At 46.1% G+C, this 25,220-nt stretch carries 21 protein-coding genes; 3 read left to right on the plus strand and 18 right to left on the minus strand.

The features are described from left to right. Positions 1-69 precede the first annotated feature (69 nt). From MNV_RS04440 to MNV_RS04490, 12 genes are all read right to left on the minus strand, one after another. Positions 70-1,077: an HsdM family class I SAM-dependent methyltransferase gene (locus MNV_RS04440; protein WP_218837894.1), complete on the minus strand. Its 1,008-nt coding sequence runs from the start codon at positions 1,075-1,077 to the stop codon at positions 70-72. 2 nt (positions 1,078-1,079) lie between these two features. Continuing rightward, positions 1,080-1,634 carry a type I restriction-modification system subunit M N-terminal domain-containing protein gene (locus tag MNV_RS20075; protein ID WP_218837895.1) on the minus strand — a complete coding sequence of 185 codons (555 nt, stop codon included), beginning with the start codon at positions 1,632-1,634 and terminating at the stop codon, positions 1,080-1,082. 169 nt (positions 1,635-1,803) lie between these two features. Further along, complete coding sequence (locus MNV_RS04445; RefSeq protein WP_096204170.1) at positions 1,804-2,256, minus strand: DUF6036 family nucleotidyltransferase; 453 nt, start codon at positions 2,254-2,256, stop codon at positions 1,804-1,806. After that, positions 2,241-2,624, minus strand: a complete 384-nt coding sequence (locus tag MNV_RS04450; RefSeq protein WP_096204171.1) for a hypothetical protein — start codon at positions 2,622-2,624, stop codon at positions 2,241-2,243. Before MNV_RS04450 ends, MNV_RS04445 begins: the two co-directional genes overlap by 16 nt. Positions 2,625-3,099: 475 nt before the next feature. Continuing rightward, a complete protein-coding gene (locus MNV_RS04455; RefSeq protein ID WP_096204172.1) occupies positions 3,100-4,365 on the minus strand; it encodes a restriction endonuclease subunit S in 1,266 nt (421 codons plus the stop codon). Then, the gene (locus tag MNV_RS04460) at positions 4,362-6,716 is read right to left on the minus strand and encodes a DEAD/DEAH box helicase family protein (RefSeq protein ID WP_096204173.1); all 2,355 of its coding nucleotides are present in this window, start codon (positions 6,714-6,716) and stop codon (positions 4,362-4,364) included. The genes MNV_RS04455 and MNV_RS04460 overlap by 4 nt, the downstream gene beginning before the upstream one ends. A 279-nt stretch (positions 6,717-6,995) precedes the next feature. Further along, complete coding sequence (locus tag MNV_RS04465; protein WP_096204174.1) at positions 6,996-7,640, minus strand: acetate--CoA ligase family protein; 645 nt, start codon at positions 7,638-7,640, stop codon at positions 6,996-6,998. After that, complete coding sequence (locus MNV_RS04470) at positions 7,637-9,043, minus strand: acetate--CoA ligase family protein (protein WP_096204175.1); 1,407 nt, start codon at positions 9,041-9,043, stop codon at positions 7,637-7,639. Before MNV_RS04470 ends, MNV_RS04465 begins: the two co-directional genes overlap by 4 nt. Next, positions 9,034-10,143, minus strand: coding sequence for a Glu/Leu/Phe/Val family dehydrogenase (locus MNV_RS04475; RefSeq protein WP_096204176.1), 1,110 nt, complete (start codon positions 10,141-10,143; stop codon positions 9,034-9,036). Before MNV_RS04475 ends, MNV_RS04470 begins: the two co-directional genes overlap by 10 nt. A 344-nt stretch (positions 10,144-10,487) precedes the next feature. Beyond that, the gene (locus tag MNV_RS04480; protein WP_096204177.1) at positions 10,488-10,790 is read right to left on the minus strand and encodes a transcription factor S; all 303 of its coding nucleotides are present in this window, start codon (positions 10,788-10,790) and stop codon (positions 10,488-10,490) included. Then, positions 10,774-11,184 (minus strand): NUDIX domain-containing protein, encoded by a 411-nt coding sequence (locus MNV_RS04485; RefSeq protein ID WP_096204199.1) that lies wholly within the window; start codon positions 11,182-11,184, stop codon positions 10,774-10,776. Before MNV_RS04485 ends, MNV_RS04480 begins: the two co-directional genes overlap by 17 nt. 11 nt (positions 11,185-11,195) lie before the next feature. Beyond that, positions 11,196-12,287, minus strand: a complete 1,092-nt coding sequence (locus MNV_RS04490) for an OBG GTPase family GTP-binding protein (RefSeq protein ID WP_096204200.1) — start codon at positions 12,285-12,287, stop codon at positions 11,196-11,198. 63 nt (positions 12,288-12,350) lie between these two features. On the opposite strand from MNV_RS04490, the gene MNV_RS04495 reads away from it, so the two are divergent. Beyond that, on the plus strand, positions 12,351-13,607 hold the full coding sequence (locus tag MNV_RS04495; RefSeq protein ID WP_179293803.1) for a M20 family metallopeptidase: 1,257 nt from the start codon (positions 12,351-12,353) through the stop codon (positions 13,605-13,607). A 6-nt stretch (positions 13,608-13,613) separates the two neighbouring features. Here the strand turns inward: MNV_RS04495 and MNV_RS04500 are convergent, their stop codons facing one another. The 6 genes from MNV_RS04500 to ftsZ all read right to left on the minus strand — a co-directional run bounded on the left by MNV_RS04500 (position 13,614) and on the right by ftsZ (position 23,167). After that, the gene (locus MNV_RS04500; RefSeq protein WP_096204179.1) at positions 13,614-17,066 is read right to left on the minus strand and encodes a NosD domain-containing protein; all 3,453 of its coding nucleotides are present in this window, start codon (positions 17,064-17,066) and stop codon (positions 13,614-13,616) included. A 213-nt stretch (positions 17,067-17,279) separates the two neighbouring features. After that, on the minus strand, positions 17,280-17,783 hold the full coding sequence (gene ilvN, locus MNV_RS04505) for an acetolactate synthase small subunit (protein WP_096204180.1): 504 nt from the start codon (positions 17,781-17,783) through the stop codon (positions 17,280-17,282). A gap of 6 nt (positions 17,784-17,789) precedes the next feature. Further along, positions 17,790-19,469 (minus strand): acetolactate synthase large subunit, encoded by a 1,680-nt coding sequence (locus MNV_RS04510; protein ID WP_096204181.1) that lies wholly within the window; start codon positions 19,467-19,469, stop codon positions 17,790-17,792. Between the two features lie 42 nt (positions 19,470-19,511). Next, positions 19,512-21,020: a (R)-citramalate synthase gene (locus MNV_RS04515; protein ID WP_456303692.1), complete on the minus strand. Its 1,509-nt coding sequence runs from the start codon at positions 21,018-21,020 to the stop codon at positions 19,512-19,514. Positions 21,021-21,062: 42 nt separating this feature from the next. After that, positions 21,063-22,112 (minus strand): M42 family metallopeptidase, encoded by a 1,050-nt coding sequence (locus tag MNV_RS04520; RefSeq protein WP_096204183.1) that lies wholly within the window; start codon positions 22,110-22,112, stop codon positions 21,063-21,065. Positions 22,113-22,189: 77 nt separating this feature from the next. Further along, positions 22,190-23,167, minus strand: coding sequence for a cell division protein FtsZ (ftsZ, locus tag MNV_RS04525; protein ID WP_096204184.1), 978 nt, complete (start codon positions 23,165-23,167; stop codon positions 22,190-22,192). A 118-nt stretch (positions 23,168-23,285) separates the two neighbouring features. On the opposite strand from ftsZ, the gene MNV_RS04530 reads away from it, so the two are divergent. Both MNV_RS04530 and MNV_RS04535 read left to right on the plus strand, forming a co-directional pair. Further along, the gene (locus MNV_RS04530) at positions 23,286-24,524 is read left to right on the plus strand and encodes a YcaO-related McrA-glycine thioamidation protein (RefSeq protein WP_096204185.1); all 1,239 of its coding nucleotides are present in this window, start codon (positions 23,286-23,288) and stop codon (positions 24,522-24,524) included. Then, on the plus strand, positions 24,521-25,183 hold the full coding sequence (locus MNV_RS04535) for a TfuA-related McrA-glycine thioamidation protein (protein WP_096204186.1): 663 nt from the start codon (positions 24,521-24,523) through the stop codon (positions 25,181-25,183). The genes MNV_RS04530 and MNV_RS04535 overlap by 4 nt, the downstream gene beginning before the upstream one ends. Positions 25,184-25,220 lie beyond the last annotated feature (37 nt).

Raw genomic sequence — 25,220 nt, forward strand, 5'->3', positions numbered from 1 at the left:
GAGGGTCATTTGACACTATGTCAGGTTAAAAGATTATGAAAGACAAAAAAGCGTTTATAACTTCTTATATCAGGATATCTCTTTCAATTTTTTTAAGCCTTCGTTAATCTTAATCTGAGCGTCCTCGATTACCTTAATAAGCTCTTCCGGCTTTGGAATGACTTTTTCTTTGACATTGGGATTGACAGCTTTTATGTCATAATTCTTACTTTTTATCGTCTCTATATCGATAAACCAGCTTTTTTCACTGATTTTATCTTCTTCTTTCGGGGAATGGCGCCTGCGCAGGAAGTCATCGAATTTATTAAGCGTCAGAGGATCTTTCTTTAGAATCTTGATATCAGACATATCGTAATACCAGACTTTTTGGGTTGGCTTTCCTTTCGTGAAGAATAACAGGTTCGTCTTGACACCTGCGCCGGCATTTAAGAAAGCGTTCTGCGGCAGGCTGAGGATGCACCACAAACTACATTCTTCCAGCAGTTTTTTCTTTGTCTGGACAAAAGCCAGTTCATTTGTCCTGAAAAGTACCCCTTCATCGATAACCATTGAACATGTTCCATCATCCTTAAGATGGTCTATAATATGCTGGATGAACAAAATCTGGGTATTGCCAGTCTTGAAAACAAAGTTTGTCTTTGCATCTTCCCCTTCTTTACCACCAAAAGGAGGATTTGTAAATATATAATCAAATTTACTTTGAGCGCCTTCGAATAGCTCCATATATGTATCCCTGCCGCTCAGCGTGTTTTTCAAGCCGATATGGGGATAATCTATCCCGTGAAGGACTAAATTCGCCAGTGCAATAGGGAAAGCCGTGTCGCTATTGTCCAGACCCCAGAAAGCATCATGTTTTAAATGCTCGATTTCGGTTGCGTTCAGTTCTTTGCCTGATAGTTCAGGGTTAGTAAAATAAGCATAACTTTCGGCGAGGAAGCCGCCTGTCCCGCAGCCAGGATCATAGATTGTTACGAGTGCGCCGTCTTTGATTATTTCAGGCTTTACTGCACGTATCATCGCCCTGATTACTTCCCTTGGAGTAAAAAACTGCCCGCCGTCATTATTTTTCTCGCCCATCTTTAAGAGCAAGCCTTCGTAGATTTGCGAGAGCGGGACTGGTGGGTTTCGTCTATGTTTTTCGAGGTGAGATGGTCGATTTTATCCAGCACGTCCAGCAGGTTCGTCTCGCTTGCAAGCTTAGTCTGGTTGATATTCCTGAAGATTTGCGAGATGAGCTTTTGTTTTATGTTCGCTGATGGTTTGTTCTGGAATGGTTTCAAATAAGGAATCAGCTCGTTATTTACGAAATCCAGGAAGTCTCCCATTTTGCTGTTTTGCAGTTTTACCCTCTTCTTACCATAGGGATTGCCCCAATCTCGCCACCTGTATGGTTCTTTAAGCGATGGGGTGAATGACTTCCCGACTGCCTGGCATTTTAGCTCTTCTTCCTGCTCTTTTTCGTCCAGTATTCTTAGGAACATCATCCATGTAAGTTCAGGGATGTACTCTAACGCGCCTTTAGTCCTGTCCCTGCGCATGATATCGCAGACTGATTTTATGTAGGCGTTCATGCTAGATTGGTCTGTTACTGTTCTTCCGTTATTGTTTTTTGGCATGGGCTGATATTTCTTCATGTATTACCTGTGAACATCTAACTGTTGCAAACTTGATAATTATTTAACGGTGAGTTCGTATTGAGTTCGTTGTTAATTTCTGATTATGTTGTTGCTCCGGTGGGTAGCGATATTAACAACGAACTTGTACGAACTCTTTCAGGTTCGTATTGAGTCCGCTGTGAGTTGATTATTTATCCTCCATTTTTTCCGTTGTTTTTGAACTTAATATAATTCTCAGATATTGAGCATCTTGCTTGTCTTTTTCACGTGATGAGGATTCCTTCATCCTGATCAAGTCCATAATATTAGGCATTTTTATGAGGGTTCCTTTGTAAGATAATTCTTTATGGTATTCATAAAAGAAATTGAACTTGTAGCTTTCTATGAACATCAGGTCAATTTCGACATTGCCGTCCGTTAACCTGACCCCACCCTCTAATTTCTCTTTTTCGGCAAAACCGGACTCTAACAGTAAAGAGGTTGCCTTGCTTATGCTTTCAGTATCCATAGAGATTGCTATATCTATATCAAAAGTGGAACGGGGGACACCATAAAGCACAGCCGCAACCCCTCCGATAAGGAGATATTTTATTCTATGCTTATTGAGTAGTTTGATGATTTTGATTAGTTCGCGTTCCATGCTTTCCCCAGCATTCTGTTAAACATTTCAATTTTTTTGATATTCTCCGGATATACGGGATACTGCATTATGATTTCGTTTTTGCTTTTTTCCATTGTCTTTTCAAGCTTATTCAGATCCCTTAAAGAGCTTATTTGACCGCCGAGAGTAAGATATGCCACGTTATTCCTCAAAACCAGAAACGCGCCACTTTTTGTTTGATATTTGCCATTAGTTCTGAGAGCCTGCTGGATGTTCTCTTTCAATCTGGATTTAATGAGATACAGCGACATCTCATAGTAAGCCGGAGCTGTTTTCAGGATTTTGGATATGGTCTCCCGGTCAGGGTTGTTGAGTTTTTTGCCATTGAAACTGAGTGAGGTTTTCATGTTACTGTTAACCACCAATGAACCAGTTGACTTGTATTGTTCGAAGATTTCTTCTTAGGGTCATTTTGGTAGGGTGCCAGTTGATTCAATTTAATAGCGAACTGGTATGGACACCTTTGAGTTTTCTGTAAGTTCGTTGTTAAATATTTTGATGGTATTATGTTTGCCCTGGCTAAGTATCGGTAATTAACAACGAACTTGTACGAACTCATACGAACTCTTTCAAGTTCATTATGGGTTTGTTGCTGGTCGCTTGCTAATATATTTAAGCAACGAATTGCTACTGGCTCATTGCAAACTGCTATAAGTTCGTATTGAGTTCGTTGTGAGTTCGTTGTTGATTTTTCTGATGGGGTTGTTGCTTGGGTATGTAGCGATATTAACAACGAACTCGTACGAACTCGTACGAACTCTGAGAGTTCTTGTGGGTTGGTGGTATTGAGTCCGCTGTTTTGTATTTTGTAGGTCATAGGTGTTAGCTTAATTGAATTTGATATTGTCCGAAGACTTCGTTGAGGATTGAATTGGGGAGCTGGTTGATGGAGTTAAGTTGATTATTCATTTTGTTAAGTAATTCTTCGGAGAGTTGTTTCCTTGCATTGAGTTGAGCTACTATTTGATTCTGAATTTCAATGGATGGAGCAGGTATTTCGAATTGTTCAATTTTTGATTTTGTTAGAGCTTGTCTGGTAGCTCCTGATTCCGAGTCCATTATGAATTTTTGAAAGTTAGGATTTGAAAGGTAGTAGGATAAATAGTAAGGATTGAGCATATTATTTGTCCTTACAATGCTTACATGCTGATTTACATTGGCAGGACATATTTCATCAGGAACTACGCAAACTCTGCCTATTGAGGCGCCTGTGATATTAAGCAACACATCTCCCTTAATGACTCTGGTATTTTTCATGGATTCATCAATTTCAGCAGAAATATGGGCTAGCCCTTCTTTTTTAAAATTATTTAAATGAACGTTCATACTTCTTATTAAAGGTACACCGTCTTTTTGATAAACTGAATGACCACCATTAGGGGTTATCCCGCTGCCTATTTTGGTAGTTAAATTTACTAATTTAATTTTTGGACATTTTTGAAAAATGTTACTTTCAAATAGATTTTTTTGGTAGGAATAAAATAAATCTTTAACAGCTTCTATATTTCCCTCCGCTTCTTTTTTCATTATCTCAATTTGAGCCATTTGCTTATCGAGTTTATCCACGATTTTTTGTTGCTCTACGAATGGTGGAACTATTATAGGATACTTTTCCAGAAAAGGTGATGGAACTCTTTGTTGCCCAACCGCGCCTGTAAAGTTACTCTCAGCTTCGTCTATAAATCTTTGATTTCTTATGAAGTAATAAACCCATTTAGGAATAACTCTTTCTTTGCATCTTAAAACGTGAAATTCGGTTGTTCCAAACCCATAGCCACTAATCAGACCAACTGCGATAGCGCTTTTTTTGTTTTGCATACAAGGAGTAATCTTAGCAAAAAGAACGTCATTTTCTTCAAAATAGGTATATCCTTTTTTAACTTTTGAAAAGGGAACTATTCTTATTTCACTGATTATACCTCTACCGCCATCAACCACTTCCATTGGAACAAAAGAAGTATCCCGATTATCATCCGCTTCAATGATATTACGTTTTCTTGGATTTATCTCACATTCTTTTCCTAGCGTGCTCCACCGCCACCCCTCCGGTAATCTTCCCCTCTCGACTACAACCGCTTCCTGCTTCATGCCGCCAGCAACCCCATCTTAACCTCAGATACCACATCCCCAAGATTCAGACCACTCTTAGCCAGAGCCTTAATTCCACCAGCCCTTTTTATCTCAGCCACATCAAAAACTTCTGGACTCTCAAGCTCCTCAATGCCGTTCTCTTCAAATAGCCTTGCAAGAGCCTTAATGACATTCGCTGAATCTCCGGGCAATGATAACAGCCAATCCTTGTTCTTATAATCAAATGCAAGAACCCTTTCTCCTCTTGTTTTTCCAGGCACACCAAACCCAATTTCAGCGAACAGGTCAAATAAATCGCATTCTTTTAGCTTCAATAAATCCCGAAGCAGCAAGGCGCCTTTTTCGCCGCCGGGCAGCGCCGAAATCAGGTGCTTCCTTTCCTCTGGATTAACCCACATTTCGCGCAGCAGTTCAATGTTATCAGCATGCTCAACCAGCGAGGCCGCCAGTTTTTCCCTGTACTCCTCAACCGTGAATGGTCGCTCTTTGCCTGTTATTTCGTCTTTCATCAAAATGAACGTCCCTTCGTCTCTGATTTCAACATAATATCCCCGAACCTTGGCAATCTTTCTTTTTTCTCCCTCTTTGGGAGAGCTTGAAGGTTCAGTCCTTGGCGTTGAAATGAACTCTTTTCCAAATAACCTTGTCGCATTGGTATAATCATAAATCCTGAACATGAACTTACCGAAGGCTTCATCGATTCTCATCCCGCGTCCGACCATCTGGTAAAAGAGAATCGGTGATTTTACATAAGTGAAAAACACAATGTTCTGGACGCAGGGGATATCCACTCCCGTTGTCAGCAAATCAACGGTTGTTGCTATGAAATGGGAATTCTTGCCTCCGCGCATGTTCGCAATCAGACCCTCCTGGCTCTCTCCTAACGAACCGCTTGCTATTCCTTTTTGCGTACACTTGAATGCAAATTTCTCACAATTTGGCAGTCCTTTATCTTTGTATATATTATTCAGTTCGATTTCCACGTCTTCAGCATGTTTATCATTCGCGCAGAAAATAATCGTTTTCTGCTTTACACCCCCTGTTTTTTCGAACTGCTCCAATAAATCCTTACACATTGCTTTTCTTCGGTCAGGAAGTATCAGTTGATCATCATAATTTTCTTTACTATAAATCTCTTTAACATCACTTGTACCCAGAAACTCCCCGGTTTTTGCATCAGAAACTCCCTTCTCCAAAAGCTCATCCCTCATTATCGGACGATCATCGATACTAGGGCTTCTCTTAACAATCTCACATGCAGCCAGATAACCGTCCTCCCATCCTTTAGCATACGGATATTCATATACAGGCTCGCCAAAATATTTGAGATTGTTCCTGCTGATTTTCTCATCCTTATCCTTTTCAGGAGATTTCTCGCCGGTTATCTTCCTCGGAGTCGCAGTTAATCCGATTTGAACTGCATCAGGATTATTTGTGAGGACGACACTCCACTTATCCCATGCGCTCCGGTGGCATTCATCAATGATGATATGGCTGAAATAATTCCTGGGATAATTCTGCAAAAAGAACGATGTATCTCCGTCTTCATCAATACCCAGCGCCTGGTATGTTGATACAATAATCCTGGCGTTCTTTTTAGGATCTTTATTCTCAACAAACGCCGCATTATCGCCGAAAACAGAGAACATTTGCCCAAATCCCTGCTTCCTGAGTTCGTTCCTGTCGCACACAAATAGAGCCCTTCTCAAATGCCCAGCCTCTGCCAGCTTATGCAAGAGTTGAACAGCAATCCGGGTCTTTCCCGAACCTGTTGCCAGAGATAGCAACACTCTATTCCAGCCTTCCTTCTTTCCAGCGATTTTTTCCAGCGCCGCCCTGATTGCAGCGTCCTGGTAATACCTTCTTTCGGATTGCCCGCCTCTGTATGGAACAGATAACGGTTTTGCGCCTTCATCTTCCAGGGAAAAACCCTTGTGCATTTCATATAACCTTTTTAGTAATTCTGGTTTTGGAAAGCTTTCCAGGCGCATTTCCTCACTAACTTTCTCCTTAAAAGAATCATATTCCACGAAAAGATGACCATTAGTAGAAAATACAAATGGAACATTCAGGCTCTTTGCGTATTCTTTAGCCTGTTCTAATCCAAGAGTTGCATGCTCGTCTTCATTCTTAGCCTCCAATACCGCAATAGACAATGGATTTTCTCCTTCTTTTACAGGCAGGCATAAGAGATAATCAGTTCTTCCCTTTTTTCGCTTAGGCTTTCCATTAATAATTTCAATAGTTCCTGCAGTAATTTCTCTGCGGATAAGATATTCAGTCCAACCCATACTATGGAGCGCTGGATCTATCAGTTTTGCTCTTGTATCAGCTTCATTTAATCCCATTTTTATAAGTAAACATCAATACATACTTATAAATGTTACTTTATTAATTATGCTCTGGAGTTCTGTTAGGTTATAGCAGTGCAGTTGGAGTACAGAAAACAAAACAACCATGTGGGAAGAACTAATAATGAACTTTAGTGAGTTCGTACGAGTTCGTATCAGTTCGTTGTTTTTCATTAAATCTACCGAAACAAGTATGGTGTCATATGAAATAATTTATACTAAACCTGTATAACGTAGTCCCAAGAAAAGTGAAAGTGTTAAAAAATATAAAAAATACTATTCCACCATCGCCCTCGCATCCACCGCCACCGCCCCCTTCTCGCCCACGATGAGCGGGTTGATATCAAGCTCGATGATATTCTCTTTTTCCGCCATCCCGGAAACAGCCATCAGCACATCGGTTATCGCGTCAATATCAGCAGGCTTCCTCCCCCTGACCCCTTTGAGTACAGGATATCCTTTAATCTCGGAAATCATCATAAGCGCATCCTTTTTCTCAATCGGCACTACCCGGAATGATACGTCCCTGTAAACCTCAACGAAAATCCCGCCCAGCCCGAACATGAGCGCGTATCCGAACTGCGGGTCTTTCTTCAGTCCCACAATGACCTCCTGACCCGGCGGCACCATCTGCTGTACGAGGATGCCTTCGATACTCGCATCCGGGACTGCCTTCTTAGCCCGTGATATGATCTCATCGTAAGTAGTCCTAACAAACTCTTTTTTCACATTCAGCGCCACGCCGCCCACATCGCTTTTATGCGGTATATCTGGTGAGGATATTTTCATAGCTACCGGCGCTCCGATGTATAATGCGATGGCAAGGGCTTCATCAGCGCTGGATGCAAGCTGTTCTTTTGTAACAGGTATTCCATATTTTGCAAGAAGTTTTTTCGCCTCATGCTCGGTAAGTATTTTCACGTTTTTCCCTCCCGGCTTTCTCCCGCTTTCACTTTTTCAAGGAACTCTTTGTGCCTGATAAGCGCAGCCAGCGCCTTAACCGCCCTCTCAGGGACAGGATAATTGGGTATGCAGCCGCTTTTCAGTATCTCCACGCCCTCCTCCTTGCCAGCCCCGCCCATCCAGCATGAGATTATCGGCTTTTTACCCCTTTCCTGCTTGCTTTTCTTTATTAGCTCCACAACGGCTTCAGCCGGAGGTATCGCATTTGACATAAGAGTATGCACGTAAATGACGATAATAGCGTCCACACTCGGGTCTTTGAGAAGCGCCTCTATAGAATCTTTATAAATTTTATACGAAACAGTCCCTGCAGTATCTATCGGGTTTGATGTGGATGCGAACTCAGGGACGATTTTTTTGATCTGTTCCTGCGTCTCCTTTGTCAAATCAACAATATTGATGCCCTGCCTCTCGCATTCATCAGCAGCCACAATGGAGGCGCCGCCACCGTTTGAAAATATCGCAACATTATTCCCTTCAGGAAGCGGCTGGCATGAGAACGCAAGCGCTGCATCGAAAAGGTCATCGATATTATCGACCCGCAACACTCCTGCCTGCCGAAACGCCGCCGAATACACCTCATCAGAACCTGCGATGGAGCCTGTGTGCGAAAAAACCGCCTTTGCGCCTCTTTTTGACCTTCCTGTCTTGATTGCCACGATAGGTTTCCTGATGCGGCGGACTGCTTCTATAAACTGCCGTCCGCGCGTGATCCCTTCTACGTACATGGCTATAACGCCTGTTAACGGGTCACTATCCAGGTACTCAATAATATCAATGTCATCAACATCAGCCTTGTTTCCCGAACTTATCACCTTGCAAAGCCCTATCTCCGTATCTATGGTCCACTCTGCAAGAGCAAGACCGAGTGAGCCGCTCTGTGTAATAAACGAGATGGAACCCGGGACCGGGAGTTGCCCTATGATACTTGCATTAAGCCTTGCGGGCTCGTTTACAATGCCAAGCGTATTCGGCCCTATCATGCGCATTCCATACTTCCTTACTACTGACACAAGCTGTTTTTCAAGCTCCGCCCCGGCATTCCCGGTCTCGCTGAAACCCGCGCTTATCACGATCAACCCTTTTACGCCTTTTTCCCCGCACTCCTGCGCGACAGAAAGCACAGACTGCGCGGGTACGATTATCATCGCCATCTCCACGTCGCCGGGAATATCGAGCACAGAAGGATATGATTTCAGTCCCCGGACAACAGCTTCTTTAGGATTGACCGGATAAACGGCGCCCTTGAAACTGCTCAATATATTCTTCAATATCCGCCCTCCCCATTTAGATTCATTGCCGGATGCGCCTATTACGGCTATCGAGGCAGGCTCGAATATCGAAGAGAGCATTACATCCATTCCCTGTATTTCATGGCACGCAGCACCCTTTGCTTTGCAATTCTGACCGCAGCTTCCCTGGGGTATGTTTTTTCGTTTTTTACCGCATCCAGTATCTCTTTTGTGTTCCTTGTAATAGTGCTTTTGATCCTTTCGAATGCCTGCGTCTCAGTCCCGCCGTGATACTCAACCGACGCTGTGATCACCCCGCCCGCATTAGCCACGAAATCCGGGATTACCAGGATTCCCCTCTCATGCAGCATCCTTTCTGCAGTTTCACTGATTGGTATATTTGCACCTTCGATTATCAATTTTGCATCTACCACATCAGCATTGGCATCCGTTACTACATCAGGTCGTGCAGCAGGGACGAAAATATCGGTTTTTATCATTAGCAGGTCGGTACTTTTCAGGACCTGACCGTCTTTATAATTTATCACCGAGCCTGTGGTATCTTTGATCCGTATCAGCTCCTCTACATTCAGACCTGCCGGATTGTAGATTGTACCTTTTGAATCACTTGTAGCTATCAGCTTAACCCCCCTCTCTGCAAGAAACCGTGCAGTAGGTCTCCCTACGTTCCCGAATCCTTCAATCGTCAGGCTTGCGCCGTTCATGTCCAGGGGAACATAATCCTTTGCTACCTCTGTGCATACCGCTACTCCATATGCAGTAGCCCCGATCTCATCAAGCGGGATTCCGCCAAGCTCAAGCGGCAGCCCTACGGCGCGTGATGTCTCGTCATAGATATATGCCATATCGCTCTCATCTGTGCCCATATCAGGTCCGGGTATGTATTCTTCCAGGCTTTTTATCGCCCTGGCGAATGTCCTGATGACATGCTCCTTGTTAACGGTTTTCGGGTCTGCTATGATCCCCGATTTCCCTCCGCCGTGAGGAAGACCTGCCATTACATTTTTGTATGTCATCGCGCGGGCAAGCCTCCTGACCTCGGTAGCGGTCACATCAGGCGCCATCCGCACCCCGCCGATAGCAGGTCCGGCAGCCACGTTATCCACAACGACGATAGCTTTCATCTGCGTCCTGGGCTCGTACAAAAAAACAACCCTCTCAGGACCGATTTCATCTGCCAGCTTGAATACATTTTCTGTGATATCCATGATATTTACTCTCCCTTTGATGCATAATTTTGTTTGAATAGTAAATAAAGCTGTTCATGTTATCTAGAAGGGCGTCTTTTTCAGATGTCCGGTTTATCATACTTTCTGTCTCATAATTTGAGGAATGCGTCACAAACCCCGTACAAATGTAACGATGCCTGAGCACAGCGTTTTTGTATGCTATCGAAACTCTCTCCTTTTAGCCGTTCTATACATAGTCTATACTCTAAAGTTTATATCTAAAGTCTTATGGTAAGAGCAAGGTGAAAGCATTAAAATAATCAAAAACTGCTATAGGAATTTTTAATTTTAAGATTCAGAAATCTGCACTCCAACAATCATCTCTAACTATACTCTCTCCACGTCTTCCCGCACTTCGTACACCTGAAGAACCTTACCTCGCTCTCATCAGCCGAGCGCAACTGCCGCAGCCACCAGTACGCTATGTCGTTGCCGCAGTCCTCGCATTTAGCTCTCGTTGTGGGCATCCCCATCTCGCGCCCTTCCAGTACTGAGACCTCGCGCTCTTTTCGCTCTGTCTTTGAGACAAAGCCTCCTTTGATTTCTTTTTCAAACCCGCATTTCCTGCATTTAAAAACGGTCTTTGCGGGCATCATCATGCTCTTGCATTTAGGACAAAATTCCATTAATATCACTCTTAGCGTTTTCTATGATCTTATTATGATCAAATGCCAGTTTGGGTATTTCGTTCAAACCGAAAAGCCCTATATCTTTAGCATCTGAACCTGCCTTAAGCATTCCGCTTCCTTTTGCAATATAACATATGGAGACCGCATGCCCTCTTGGGTCCCTTGAGGGATCGGAATATACACCCTGCAGCTTGATTATCTCAATATCAAGCCCGGTCTCTTCCTTAGCCTCCCGGGCTACTGCCGCTTCAACCGTCTCACCCACCTCCACGAACCCGCCGGGAAGCGCGAAACATCCCTGGTACGGCGGGTTTTTGCGTTTAACAAGGACAAGTTTTCCTTTATAGATTATAAGCGCATCAACTGTCAGAAGCGGAGTTACAGGTTTCATAATTTCCTGAATCATCTCCTCAATATTATCGTCAGGATGTCATGATCATACAGCATATGGTCAAGACCTGCACGCTGGCCCTCATGTTTTGCAGACGTACCCCAGATCTGGGCATACCTGAACCTGTTCCTGAAATCGCGGTGGAGCCGGTCGCATACATCCCCTATCGTGGAGCCGTCCCTGATTATCAGGGGCTCTTCCATATCGGCAGATTTGCCCTGGGGCTTCAGGTAAATCCTGATAAACCCGAGTTTATTATATATCAATTCTTTCAGTTCTTCGATATGAACCTTTTTATCTGCAGATATGAGCAGCGCATCAGGGAATCTCTCCCTGCATTCTTTGAGCGTATACTTATCCGCAAGGTCGATCTTATTGATGACCACGACCGCAGGGATATACTTCCTGTTACCCAGGATCACATCTATTAACTGGTCTATATTGATATTTTCGCGTATGACCACGTTCGCATTATGTATCCTGTACTCTCCCAGTACGGTTTTTATGGTATCTTCATCAAGCCCCATGTCCACCGTGCTGTTTATGCTGACACCGCCTCTGGGTTTTTTCCTGATAGTGACATCAGGCGGTCTTGAATTGACGCGAATACCTGCATCGTTTAACTCCCCGATGAGAACATCATGGTGCACAAGCTGGAAAACATCAAGCAGTATCAAAGCAAGGTCTGCATTCCTTATTACAGCCAGTACCTCCTTACCTCTTCCCCTGCCGGACGCCGCGCCTTTTACAATACCGGGGACATCAAGTATCTGGATCGTCGCGCCCTTATATTCCATCGCGCCCGGTACAACATCCAGTGTGGTAAACTCATACGCCGCAACTGCCGATTCTGTACCTGTCAGGCTGTTCAGGAGTGTGCTCTTGCCAACTGACGGGAAGCCCACAAGCACGACAGACGCATCCCCAGATTTCTTGACCGAGAAGCCTTCCCCGCCTGATTTTGACGAGGCTCTCTTCTGGACTTCTTCCCTTAACCTTGCCAGTTTTGCTTTAAGCCTGCCGATATGACCTTCGGTAGCCTTATTGTATTTCGTCCTGGATATTTCTTCTTCGACCGCTCTAATCTCTTCTTCAAGTGCCATTCGGCTCTAATAGATATAATCAAAGCAAAAAGGATTTGGGTTATAAAAGCCTTTTTGGAACGAATGAAGGCATTATTTGAACACCTGGAATCCAAAACAGAGGAGACTATAAAAACGCTCGATGAACTTGTCCGTATCCCTACACAGGTTCCGCCGGGTGAGAATTATGAAAAAGCCGTAGAGGTTATGGCGGAAAAACTTCTTGACCTTGGCTTCGCGGTCGAGAAACTCATCATGCCCCGCGAGCTGTTCGAGAAGAAAAACCCCCGCCTTGCGCATCTAAAGGGAGAACGGGCTAACCTTTCGGCTGTAAAGGATATTGGCGCTGAGAAAACCCTGCTGATCAACACACACCTGGATGTCGTGCCGGCAAGTGCGAACTGGAGCGTTCCGCCTTATGAGGTAACAGTTAAGGACGGGCGCATCTACGGAAGGGGCGTGGCAGATTCAAAAGGCGGACCTGCGGCGCTTTTAAGCGTTCTTTCCGCAATGGAAGAACTTGATATAAAGCCGGAGTACAACCTGAATATCGCCCTGACAACAGACGAGGAGATGGGTCCCTATTCGGGTCTCTGTTATCTTGCCGATATCGGGAAGCTCAAAGCTGACTTTTTCCTGAGCATGGATGGGGACAGCGACGATATCACCATAGCCTCGAATGGCAACGTGGACTGGCAGATCGATGTTTTCGGGAAATCATTCCACAGCGGCAGCAGCTTCCTTGGAGTTAACGCAATAGAGAAATCCATTCCTGTGATGAACGGGTTGATGGGACTGAAGGCAGAAGTCGAGAAAAGGCGCTCTAAAGTGCCTGCCAGTATTGCAATAAGCCAGAAAACCGGGATTAAAACCCTCCTGCCTGTCCTTAATATCACCGTAATAAACGGCGGCGTAAAACAGAACATCGTGCCCGACAGGTGCACCTTGAAAGGCGACCGGCGCTTTATTCCTGAGGAAAACTATGATGATGTTCGCAAGGAGTTCTCTGATGCTCTTTCCCGCGTGAAAGAAGAACGCCCGGATGTTGATATTAAATGGAGTTGCGACATGATATATGGACCCATGCTTACGGACATGAACCATCCATGGGTGAGGGAAGTAAAGAGGGTTGCAAGCGAGATTGCGGGCAGGGATGTAAGGCTGGCAGGAGCGCAGGGGAGCCTTGATGTAGCTTATGCCGTTAAGGTTACCGGGCTGCCTGCGTGCTGCTTTGGGCTGGGAAGGAGGATGCAGAGCAATGCACATGCAGATGACGAAAACATCTTCGTTGAGGATATGGTAATGTATACTAAGTTCCTGGCAGGTTTGATTTGCAGATAATCCTCTTCAATCTCTATTTTTCCCAATATACAGAAATGCAATTATGGCAATAAGAGCGAATACACCGATTATAAATGCCAGACTGACAGGCGGCGCATCTTCTGGAGGTATCCCTGTAACTTCAAGAGTGGATGTAGTCGCAGGTGTCATTTGCGATGCTGCGGGTGCCTCCGGCATCGATGCGTCTTTCACCCCGCTGATAGCGAAATGGGAGAATGTATCTGTGGTTGCTTCATAGTACACGTACGATTCATCCCCACTTATCCTGGTAGTATCAAGCTGCGTCCATTTGCTGCCATCCCATTTGAGCAACCTGATGTCGCCGGCTGCAAAATCGCTGTTGTTAAGCCATGAGTTCCCAACCCTGAACTTTATCACTGCCCCTTTGATCCTCTTTGAGCCTGCCCATATATTCAGGTTCTTATACACTGTCCCGAATGGTGAAACTGGAACAAGTTTTGATATGCCTTTTAGAACTTCTACTCTAAGGCTCATGTCATTTTCGCTTTCCTTACCTGTAACATCTACCTCGTATATACCAAGCTCTGGTGTTGTGAATGTATAAACAACAGGCGTACCGGCGATGATGTTCTTTTCATGGTTTTCAGCCGCAGCTATATTGCCTGGAGGTTCTAAAGTTATCACACCTCCACCACCGCCGCTGCTGCCTGAGTTTCCGGCGCTGCTTGATGAAGTTCCGGCTGATGCGATCTCAGCGGCTAACGCAAAGGTCGAGAAGTGATTCAGGGTTACTTTAAGATAATCGGCAGTTGTATCTCTTTCGCCACCCAGAACCTTTGGTCCTCCAATGGAAGTGTAATCCGGGTTAGGCATTATTCCGGGTCCCAGAGGTTTCCAGCGCTCTGAGTCGCCGGTTGCATTCGGGTTATACCAGTATATTTTCAGCGTTTGCTCGTTCAAATCTCCCGGGTCATCAGCATCCCCATCCCCGTTCATATCGAGGTCCGAAGCAGTATAATACATGGTCAGGTTTACAAAGTTAAGACTTACAGCGTCTATGCCGGTCACATTAACTTCAATATATCTTCCAATGGTTTTCTCATTCCGGTCAAGCCCGTAAACCGGGGTTGCAGATGTTGCATTTAATGCTGAAGCATCCGTACTGGCATTGATCTTCAGGATTACAGGAGCATTGATAGTTGCATTGAGTTCGATCGTAGAGTTCGTGATGTTCCGGGACTCATCCGGACTAATCTTTATGGTTTGATTTGCGTTTACATCTGTATTTACTATGATACTGGTGGAAGTCGTTCTTAAGAACGGGGCAAGAGCCAGATAGTCGGTATTATTGATGCTGGTCATATAGGATGAGTCGCATATCCCATCGGCGTTCGCATCGGCGCAGAGCTGTGAAAATCCGGTGCCATCAGGATGTGCCCAGAAGTTGCCGCCGAGATAAGGTCCATCGATTATGTTGGAGCCTATAGTTCTGGTAACGTTCAAGCTGTTACTGCCACTGGCAACAGCATTATTGGTATTATTGAAGTAATTGTTGTAGATGGTATTGTTTGAAGATTCTAAGTAAATGCCGAGGCTGTTATTAGATAGTCTATTGTTTTTTATAGTATTGTACTTAGGTACAGGCAGGTAATTTGATAAGTTAATAGCAAGGGATTTCTGAGTATCGATGGCATAGCCTCCGATGATCTCTATGTTTTCTTCTTTTGCATACGCCCCGGTAAACATATCAAAATCATAACTTCTGAAGCTCATAGTCTTAAAGTTCCATTCAATAGTTCCGTTTGGATACATTACGACCTGGAAATTTACTGGATTGGACAGGATGTCATAGCCATATGGGTATCCATCAGTGCGCGTAAAACCATACCACTCTACAACAACTTTATCCGAGAGATTGAATACGCCTAGGTAAGTCTTTTTTGAACTGAAGTAAGGGTCTTCTGAATCGCTTGTTATCAGGTCGCCATTGCTTGCAAATATGGCGTCCATGTTTCTGATGTGATACCCATTCTGATGTGTTCCGTAATTACCACATCCATACCAAAAATCGCAATCTTCATTGCTTTCTAGGAGTTCTATCAAACCGTTCGTATTGACAGAGATTCTTGTTATGTTCCTGCCCATGAAAGGGAATGTGAACGGTAGCTCATAGATGAAATAACTATCACCGCCCTGCATAGTATAGTTGCCATAATCGTTTATGTAATCTTCAAGATTTGCTGTACTTGCAGTTGAGACATTTATATTAATAAAACGGAATGGTACTTCCTCAGCAACATACATGGCAGTTTCTCCGTAGATATGAATTCCATAATTACTGTTCGAGTTTACGATATTATTTTTCAAGTTATTGCCGCCGGAAGAACCAAGTGACATTCCGATTGTATTTGAGTTCGCAGTATTATTTGTTAAAATATTGCCGCTGCTGTTGAGAAGGCAAATACCGCCGCACTGACCGTTTGAATTGGCTGTGTTGTTAGAAATAGTATTATTCCAGCTATTTTGTAAAACCAGAAATCCCTCGCCCGAATTAATGGATACGTTGTTTTCGTTTATAATACCATTAAACGATTGGGTTAAAACAATCCCCTGCTCTGTGGTGTTATAAATTCTGTTGCTAATTATGCTGTTACCACTCGATGAGTCGCCTGTGAATATACCAGCGGTGCCGTTCAAAATTGTATTATTTATAAGCGTATTGCGGTTGCCGAAAATTAGATTGATTCCTTTGTAGGTGTTTGAATCCACAATGTTGCTGACCAGAGTGTTCGCGCTGGAAAAATCAAGGTAGATTCCGTTCTCGCTATTCGAGCTTACAGTGCTGTTGGCTAAGGTGTTATTATTGGAATAAAGAAAGTAGAATCCTGTATTACTGTTCGAGCTTGCTCTGTTATTAATCAGGGTGTTGTTATCACTGCTGTAGAAGTAGACGCCATGGATTTCATTCAAATCCGCGGTATTATTATTTAAGGTGCTACCACTGGAACTATCAAAATAGATCCCATAGTCTCCGTTTAAATTTGCAATATTGTCGGTTAAGGTGTTATCATCACTGGAAGATTCAAGGTAGACTCCAATACGTGAGTTTGAGCTTGTAGTGGTGTTTGTAATGTTTCCATGTACCACATTGTTGAAAGCTATACCGGTTTCCCAATTTATCACCGTAAGATTTTTTACTGTTACGTTTGTAAGAATCATTGTTGAATTAAAAACTAACACACCGTAAGTCCCCGGTAGTTCTATGCTGTTAATCGTAAAGCCTGCCCCATCTAAGGTTACGTTGTTTGATTGAATATTGATGCATGTAGAAGTATTTGTCAAGTTCCGGTTGAGCCGATATTCGCCTTCCTGGATAATATCCCCGCAGGCATCGATTTCCGTCGCTGCGTCCGCGCCGCCCGCAAGCAGCATTGCCAACGCCGTTGTCCAGGCTGCTATTCCAGGGACGCGCCCTCCATAAACGTTGTTTAATAACATATTCCCACCTGTTTTTCAGGATGCAAGAAGGCAGTCCCGCTGATACGTTTTTTGAACAAGACCACCAAATCGGGCGGTTCAAGAAGTGTAAACTATTTAACATTTTCGATTAAATTTTATAATATGTTGATTTGTATTATGGATTAAATATTGTGTATCAGTGGATACACTTCGAATAGAGCAAGACCACTTTTAAAGCGCGGGGTTTTAACGCTACGCTTTCTTCTCCGTCTGCACTACCTTAGCTCCCCTGTTCATCGCTATCTTCCCTGTCCTCACCATCTCTTTTATCCCGAACTGCCGCAGGAGCTGCTCCATCGCATTTATCTTGCTCTCATCACCCGTAACCTCGACCACGACCGATTTTATGCCCACGTCCACTATCTTCGCCCTGAATACGTCCACTATCTGCATCACTTCGGCACGGGTTGTAGAGTCAACGCCAACCTTGATAAGCGCAAGTTCCCTGTTCACCGCCTCCTCAGCAGGAAGGTCGCTTACCCGTATCACATCGATAAGCTTGTTGAGCTGTTTCATTACCTGCTCAAGCACGCGGTCATCGCCGCTCACGACTATGGTCATGCGCGAGGTATCCGGGTTCTCGGTCACACCGACAGCAAGGCTTTCGATGTTGAACCCGCGTCTTGAGAACAAACCCGCGACCCTTGTCAGGACACCGGGTCTATTTTCAACAAGTACTGCAAGCGTGCGTTTCATAATACATCACTCCAGGTCAAGTATCTCGTTGATAGCAGCGCCAGCCGGGACCATTGGCGTGACGTTCTCCTCACGCTCGACCACGAAGTCAAGAATCGCCGGTCGTTCGGATTTTACTGCTTCCTTGATTATATCTTTCACATCGCTTTTCTTTGTCGCGCGCAGCCCCAGCGCCCCGTATGCCTCGGCAAGTTTCACGAAATCCACGCTGTCCGTGAGACAGGTCTGGGAGTAGCGCCTGTTAAAGAACAATTGCTGCCACTGCCTGACCATGCCAAGGAACCCGTTGTTCAGTATAGCCACGATAACAGGGATATCGTTCTGGACAACCGTCGCAAGTTCCTGAGAGTTCATCTGGAAAGAGCCGTCTCCGGCAATATCTATAACCGTGGATTCGGGTTTTCCGACCTTAACGCCCATCGCTGCCGGGAATCCGTAGCCCATCGTCCCGAGCCCTCCGCTTGATATGAAGGTGCGCGGGTTCCTGTAATTGAAGAACTGGGCTGCCCACATCTGGTTCTGTCCGACCTCGGTAACGATTATCGCATCAGGGCATACCTCGCTTATCTGCTCGACAACGAACTGCGGGCGCAGGAAATCATCCTTCTTGTATGTCAGGGGATATTCTTTCTTCCACGCCGCTATTTTCTTGTTCCAGGCTTCTGTCCCGGGCTGCTCCTGCTTGACGTATTTAAGCAGGGTTTTCAGTATGTTCTTTGCATCCCCGACAATCGGCACATCAACGCGGACGTTCTTCCCTATCTCAGCCGGGTCGATATCTATATGGATAATCTTTGCATTTGGCGCGAACGCGGATATCTTGCCTGTAACGCGGTCGTCAAAGCGCACTCCTATCGCTATGATCAAATCCGATTCCTGGATTGCGTAATTGGCATACCTCGTCCCGTGCATGCCCAGCATCCCCAGGGACAGGGGATGGTTTGACGGGAATGCACCCATGCCCATGAGAGTGGTCGTGACAGGTGCCATTACTCCTTCGGCAAGCCCGCGAAGCTCTTCGCATGCATCCGAGAAAATTATGCCTCCCCCTACGTAGAGTATTGGCTTCTCAGCATGAAGGATCAGGGATGCCGCCTTTTTAATCTGCTGTTCATTCCCAACATATGTTGGTTTATATCCGCGCAGTTTTACTTCCTTCGGATATTCAAATTCTATGAGTTCGACCTGGGTATCCTTGGGTATATCAATAAGTACTGGTCCGGGACGCCCGGTCCTGGCTATATAGAAGGCTTCCTTGAAGATTCCCGGAATGTCTTTCGCATCCTGTACAAGGTAATTATGTTTTGTGATCGGAAGGGTTATTCCGGTGATGTTCGCCTCCTGGAACGCATCGTTACCTATCATAGACCGCGGGACCTGCCCTGTTATGGCTACTATCGGCACTGAGTCCATATAAGCAGTGGCAATACCTGTTACAAGGTTCGTAGCACCGGGTCCTGATGTGGCAAGACATACACCTACCTTTCCCGTGGCTCTTGCATAGCCATCGGCGGCATGCGCCGCAGCCTGCTCATGCCTTACAAGTATGTGCCTTATATCCGCATCGTAGAGTTCGTCGTACAGGGGCAGCACCTGTCCCCCGGGGTAGCCGAAGATGACATCCACACCTTCCTGAGCCAGTGATTCTATGACAGCCTTTGCGCCGGGTATCTTTGTTTTAGCCATAACGTTCACCTTTAAAACTGATTAATATTGTATAAATATTTCCTATGATTTCCTGTTCTGCTCCTGCTGTATCAGCCTGTTTATGCCTTCCAGTACTGCCTCCACCGAAGCCATTATTATATCGGTACGCGCGCCGCGGGCTGTTATTGTCTTACCGCCTTTGCTGAGCTTGACCCATACTTCGACAAGCGCATCTGTCCCGCCTGTTATTGCATCCACATGGTACTCATCAAGCTGAACATCTGCAACGCCTGATACGGCTTTTCTCAGGGCATTGATGGCAGCATCAACAGGTCCCGTGCCTACGCCTGCCTCTACAACATGGTTTCCGTTAACCTTCAGCCTGATCGATGCTGTGGGCATCACAGTATTGCCCGCTACGACAGTAAGCTCTTCAAGCCTGACCTTGGCTTCCTGGTATATCCCAAGCACCGTCTCTGCAATCGTCTGAAGATCAGCGTCCGTGACCCGCTTCCCTTTATCGCCGAGTTCCTTCATGCGGACAACGATATCATCTATTTGTTTTTCACTGGCTGAAAGCCCCAGTTCTTTTAACGCAAGAACCACGGAGCTTCTGCCTGCATGCTTCCCGAGAACAATCCGCCGTTCACGCCCTACAAGTTCAGGCGTAATAGGCTCGTAGGTCGCGGTATTTGCAAGAAGCCCGTGGACATGGATGCCAGCCTCGTGAGTGAAGGCATTACCTCCTACGATTGCTTTGTTCGGAGCCACAGGAATCCCGCTTAGCCTGCTCACAAGACGCGAGGTAGTGTATAAACCCTTTATATCTATCTTTGTTTTTTGCTTGTATAAAGAATAAAGTACCATCACCACTTCTTCAAGCGAGGTGTTACCAGCCCGCTCTCCGATACCGTTAATAGTAACATGCGCTTCCCTCGCCCCGGCACGCAATGCTGCAACAGTATTGGCTGTAGCCATCCCGAAATCGTTGTGGCAGTGTATGCTTATCGGAGCGCGCAGTTGAGACAGGTCGCTGAAGATATCGTATGCCCTTTCCGGGGTAAGAATCCCGACGGTATCGCAGAAGCACAGCCTGTCCGCGCCTGCATCTATTCCAGCGTTGTATACGGATTTCAGGTACTCTAAATCTGCCCGGGATGCATCTTCCCCGCTGAGTTCCACAAGCAACCCGTGCGATTTCGCATACTCTGTCATCTCGACTGCCATTTCGCGCACTGCCTCGCGGTCTTTTTTCAGCTTTTCCTGTATATGGAGGTCTGAAACGGGTACTACAAGGTGAATGGAGGCTACGTCGCAGCCGATTGCAGCATCGATATCTTCCTTTCTTATGCGGCAGTAGCTGCAAATCTCTGCATTTAACCCCTCGCCTGCTATTCTTTTAATAGCCTCGCGCTCGCCATCAGATGTAATAGCAGAGCCAGCCTCGATAATGTCCACTCCAAGGCTGTCGATTTTCTTTGCGATCAACAACTTGCTCTCTGTTGTTAGCGAAACTCCGGGTGTCTGTTCACCGTCTCTCAGAGTTGTGTCCAGTATTTTTATACCGTTAAATAAAGCGATCCCTTCTATTCATTATATCACCGATTGGTGAGCCTTTAAGATAGCTTCATATTAGAAAAATCTATCTACAACCTCAACCGCCCGTGCGATTAACTCGGCGCTTTTCTTAAGGTCGCTCATGCTCAGCACGGATACAGGCGTGTGGATGTACCGCGTGGGCATGCTTATGACGCCAGTCGGGATGCCTTCTTTCGTAAGGTGTATCGCTGATGCGTCCGTTGTACCGCCGCTGCCAACCTCAAGCTGGTAGGGGATGTTATTGGATTCAGCAGCCTCTTTTAACCATTTCAGGACTGATTCGGGGACTATTATCCCCCGCCCATCCGCATCGCTTACTGTAACAGATGGTCCTTTCCCCATCTCGATGGCTGAGTCCTTTTTTTCAATGCCCGGATGGTCGCCTGTTATGGTAACATCTGTCGCCAGCGCCACGTCAGGGTTCAACCCGAAGGCTGAAGTCTTTGCCCCTTTTAATCCTACCTCTTCCTGTACTGTGAAAACAGCATGGACTGTAGCCTTTACATTTTTCATCTGCGAAAGTGCCTCGATGAGCATCGCACATCCTGCACGGTTATCAAAAGCCTTGCCCGTTACCCTGTCGTTGCCAAGGGATTTAAACTCCGCATCCGAGGTAACAGGTGTTCCCGCCCTTACGCCCATCCTGTCCGCATCATCCTTGCTTGTAGCGCCAAAGTCGATGAACATATCCTCAGCCTTGATTATTTTGTTCTTTTCTTCCTCTTTAATGGCATGGGGAGGTTTTGAGCCGAGCACTCCGCAGAGCTGCCCGTTCTCCGTATGCAGTATCATTCTCTGGTTAAGAAGCGTCTGGTCAAACCATCCGCCCGTCTTTGTGAATCTGGCAAAGCCTTTATCATCAACGTATTTTACCATGAGCCCTATCTCATCCATGTGCGCTGCGAGCATAACCGCAGGCGAGCCACCTTTTTTCGTGGCGATGAGGTTCCCCATTTTGTCCGTTCTTATTTCATCAACATAAGGTTTTACTTCTTCCTCAATGATCTGCCTGATATTTCCTTCATAGCCTGAGACGCCGTGCGCGTTGGACAATCGTTCAAGAAGAGATTTTAGGTCGCTCATAATTCTCACGCGGTTCTAATGGCAGGGGAGAGTAATTAAGGTATTGGAAAAAATAGAATTTGGGTATAGTCCCATGACTACGTTAATTTACCCGGATCCATCACACCGGTCAGCACAGCCGTTACCCTGACATGACCTGCAAGGGATTCATCCACTTTCGCGCCCCATATTATGCGTCCCGTATTCGGCGCTTTCTGTAGGATGAGTTCACCTGCCTGCGTGACCTCCCCAAGCGTCATGTCCACGCCGCCCGCGATGTGTATCAGGACTCCGTAGGTCGAGGAAAGATCGGATACATCAAGAAGCGGTGTGGAAAGCGCCTGCTCGACTGCTTTCTGGATGCGGTTCTCACCCTCTGCGTCCCCAAAGCCTATGGCTGATACCCCGCCCCTCTCGACAACGCTTCGCAGGTCTGAGTAGTCAAGGTTCACAAGACTGGGCTGTGTTATCGTTTCGGTTATGTTCTTGATAAAGTTACCCACGAATTCGTTCGCCACGGCAAAGCCCTCGCGAAGCGGCATGTTGCCCGCTATGTTCCTGAGCCTTGAATTATCTATCGCAACAAGGGAGTCGCACCTGTTTGCAAGAGGCTTTACCCCGACGATCGCTTTTTTGCGCCTTAATACCTCATAACCGAACGGTAACATGACGCATCCTACCGTGAGAATTCCAGCCTCGCGTGTCGCCTCGGCGATAACGGGCGCTGCACCTGTACCTGAGCCGCCCCCCATGCCTGCTATTAAAAATATGAGGTTTGAGTCCTTAAGCTCCTGGATTATTTCCTTTATGTTCTCCCTGGCAGCTTCAGTGCCCCTCTCAGCGAAACCGCCGCAGCCTTTCCCCCTGTAGGTCTGCTCTCCCATAAGGATTTTCACATCGGCTTTTACGCCCATAAGATGCGTCGCATCGGTATCTGCCGCGATTATCTTGCTTCCCAGTAATTCTTTCTGTGCCATCCATGAAACTATGTTGCATCCCGCGCCGCCAAGACCGATTATTGCTACTGTGGGCTTTGCCGCTTTTGCGAGTTCGATGATCCTTGAGTCAAGTGTCATTATAATCACTCTTTTTGTCTTTTTGTACTAAGACGTCCTTATATTATATCCTTCATAATATTATATTTATCTCCTTTATCGCAACCTATATAACCCATACCCAATAAGATTGCAAAAAATGAGCAAAATAACCCTTGACCCGACTATCAGGTACCTAGAAGGAACGCAGCGAGTCTTCTCCCCCGAGACTACGCTTGAGAAAACGACAAAGCTTCTCCCTAACATTGGCGTGACGCGCATCGCCAATATCACAGATCTTGACCGCGTCGGCATCCCTGTATTCTCAGCCATAAGACCAAGCGCAGCAGCCGGTGCCATATCCATATATTCGGGAAAAGGCGTAAGTGAGACCAATGCAAGGATATCAGCCATCATGGAGAGTTTTGAGCGCTGCCTTGCAGAGCAGCCTGAGGTCAGCATCAACCTGAGCGGCATCGAACTGAATGCAGAACGGGTGGTCGATACCTATGAGAGCCTGAGTGAAAGCTACCCGACTCTATACCCCGGTACCCTTCTTTTACCCCAGCCTGTGGCTGAGTTCACAAGCCTTGAATGGGTCATGGGGTACGATATCATGAACGACGTTGAGGTATTTGTACCTGCAAATGCTGTTTTCCATCCGTATAACCCCTTTAACGGGAACAAGCTTTTCAGGAGCAATACCAACGGGCTTGCCTCCGGGAATACGATCGAGGAGGCGGTACTTCACGGCTTGCTTGAGGTGATTGAAAGGGATGCCCTGAGCATTGCGGAGTACACCCGCAATCCCGGAAAGCAGATCGAGCTTTCAGAAAGTGATGGCTTGAATTACGAACTGAAGAGGCGCATGGAAGAAGCCGGGCTCAAGGTCAAGCTCTGGCTGCTTGATTCGGATGTTGATATTCCCACGGTCGTTGCTGCGCTTGATGATACGGTCCTGAAAGACCCGGCGCTCATGGTCATGGGTGCAGGGGCGCACCTTGACCCTGCAATAGCGATTACAAGGGCGCTTACCGAGGCTGCACAGAGCCGCGTAGTGCAGATACACGGTGCGCGCGAGGATACGGACCGGGAGCGCGTGGTGCGCACGTTCGGCTATGAACACATGAAAAAGCTCAACAGCTACTGGTATGAGGAGCTTCCACCTGTGCGGATGGATGAGCTGGAGGACAGTTCAAGTGACACGCCTGCCGCCAATATCGGAACTGTACTTGAGCGCCTCGAAGGCATCGCTGACGGAGCCATAATAGTTGACCTCTCAAGAGGCGTGGAAATCCCCGTGATCAGGGCGATGATCCCCATGTTCGAACAATATACGCTTGACCGCGAGAGGAAAGGGGAGCGCATCAAGAAACGGAAGAAGAGAGTGTCGCGATGAGAGCCGTGGTCTATACAGGCACGAGCATAAACCACAGCGATGCGATGAAGATACTTGAAGCTGAATACCGCCCGCCCGTAAGGCGCGATGATATCAGGAAACTCATGAAGTCGCCACCTGAAATAATCGGGATAATCGACGGGGTATTTTTTGACAGCGCTGCGGTGGCGCACCGCGAGATAATCGAGGCGCTGAGGGGCAGCGTAATAGTGGTCGGTGGAGGAAGTATGGGTGCGCTTCGCGCTTCCGAGCTTGAGCCCTACGGCATGATAGGTGTCGGGAGAGTATATGAAATGTACAGGAGCGGTGCTGTAGAATCTGATGATGAGGTCGCTGTGACCTTTAACGATGAAACGATGGAAGCGCTGTCCTTACCGCTTGTGAACATCAGGCTAACGGTTAAAGCTATGCAGGAGGCAGGGGTTTTGACCGGGGAGCAGGCTTCTGCTGTCGTGGATGTTACACGGAAATTATTTTATCCTGACAGGAATTATCGGAATATTGCAGGTGAATGCATTAAAAAAGGGGTTATTGGAGATAAAGAGAAGGATAAGCTGCTTGGAGATTTCAGGAATTATGAGGTGGACGTGAAGCGGGAGGATGCGGTGCTGGTGCTGGAAAGGATAAAAAATATAATACAATCACTGGCAGTAGAATGAGTTCTGGTTAAAAAGAGCCGGGGAAAAGCCGCATCCG

The sequence above is a fragment of the Candidatus Methanoperedens nitratireducens genome, assembly GCF_900196725.1.
GTDB classification, from domain to species: Archaea; Halobacteriota; Methanosarcinia; order Methanosarcinales; family Methanoperedenaceae; genus Methanoperedens; species Methanoperedens nitroreducens_A.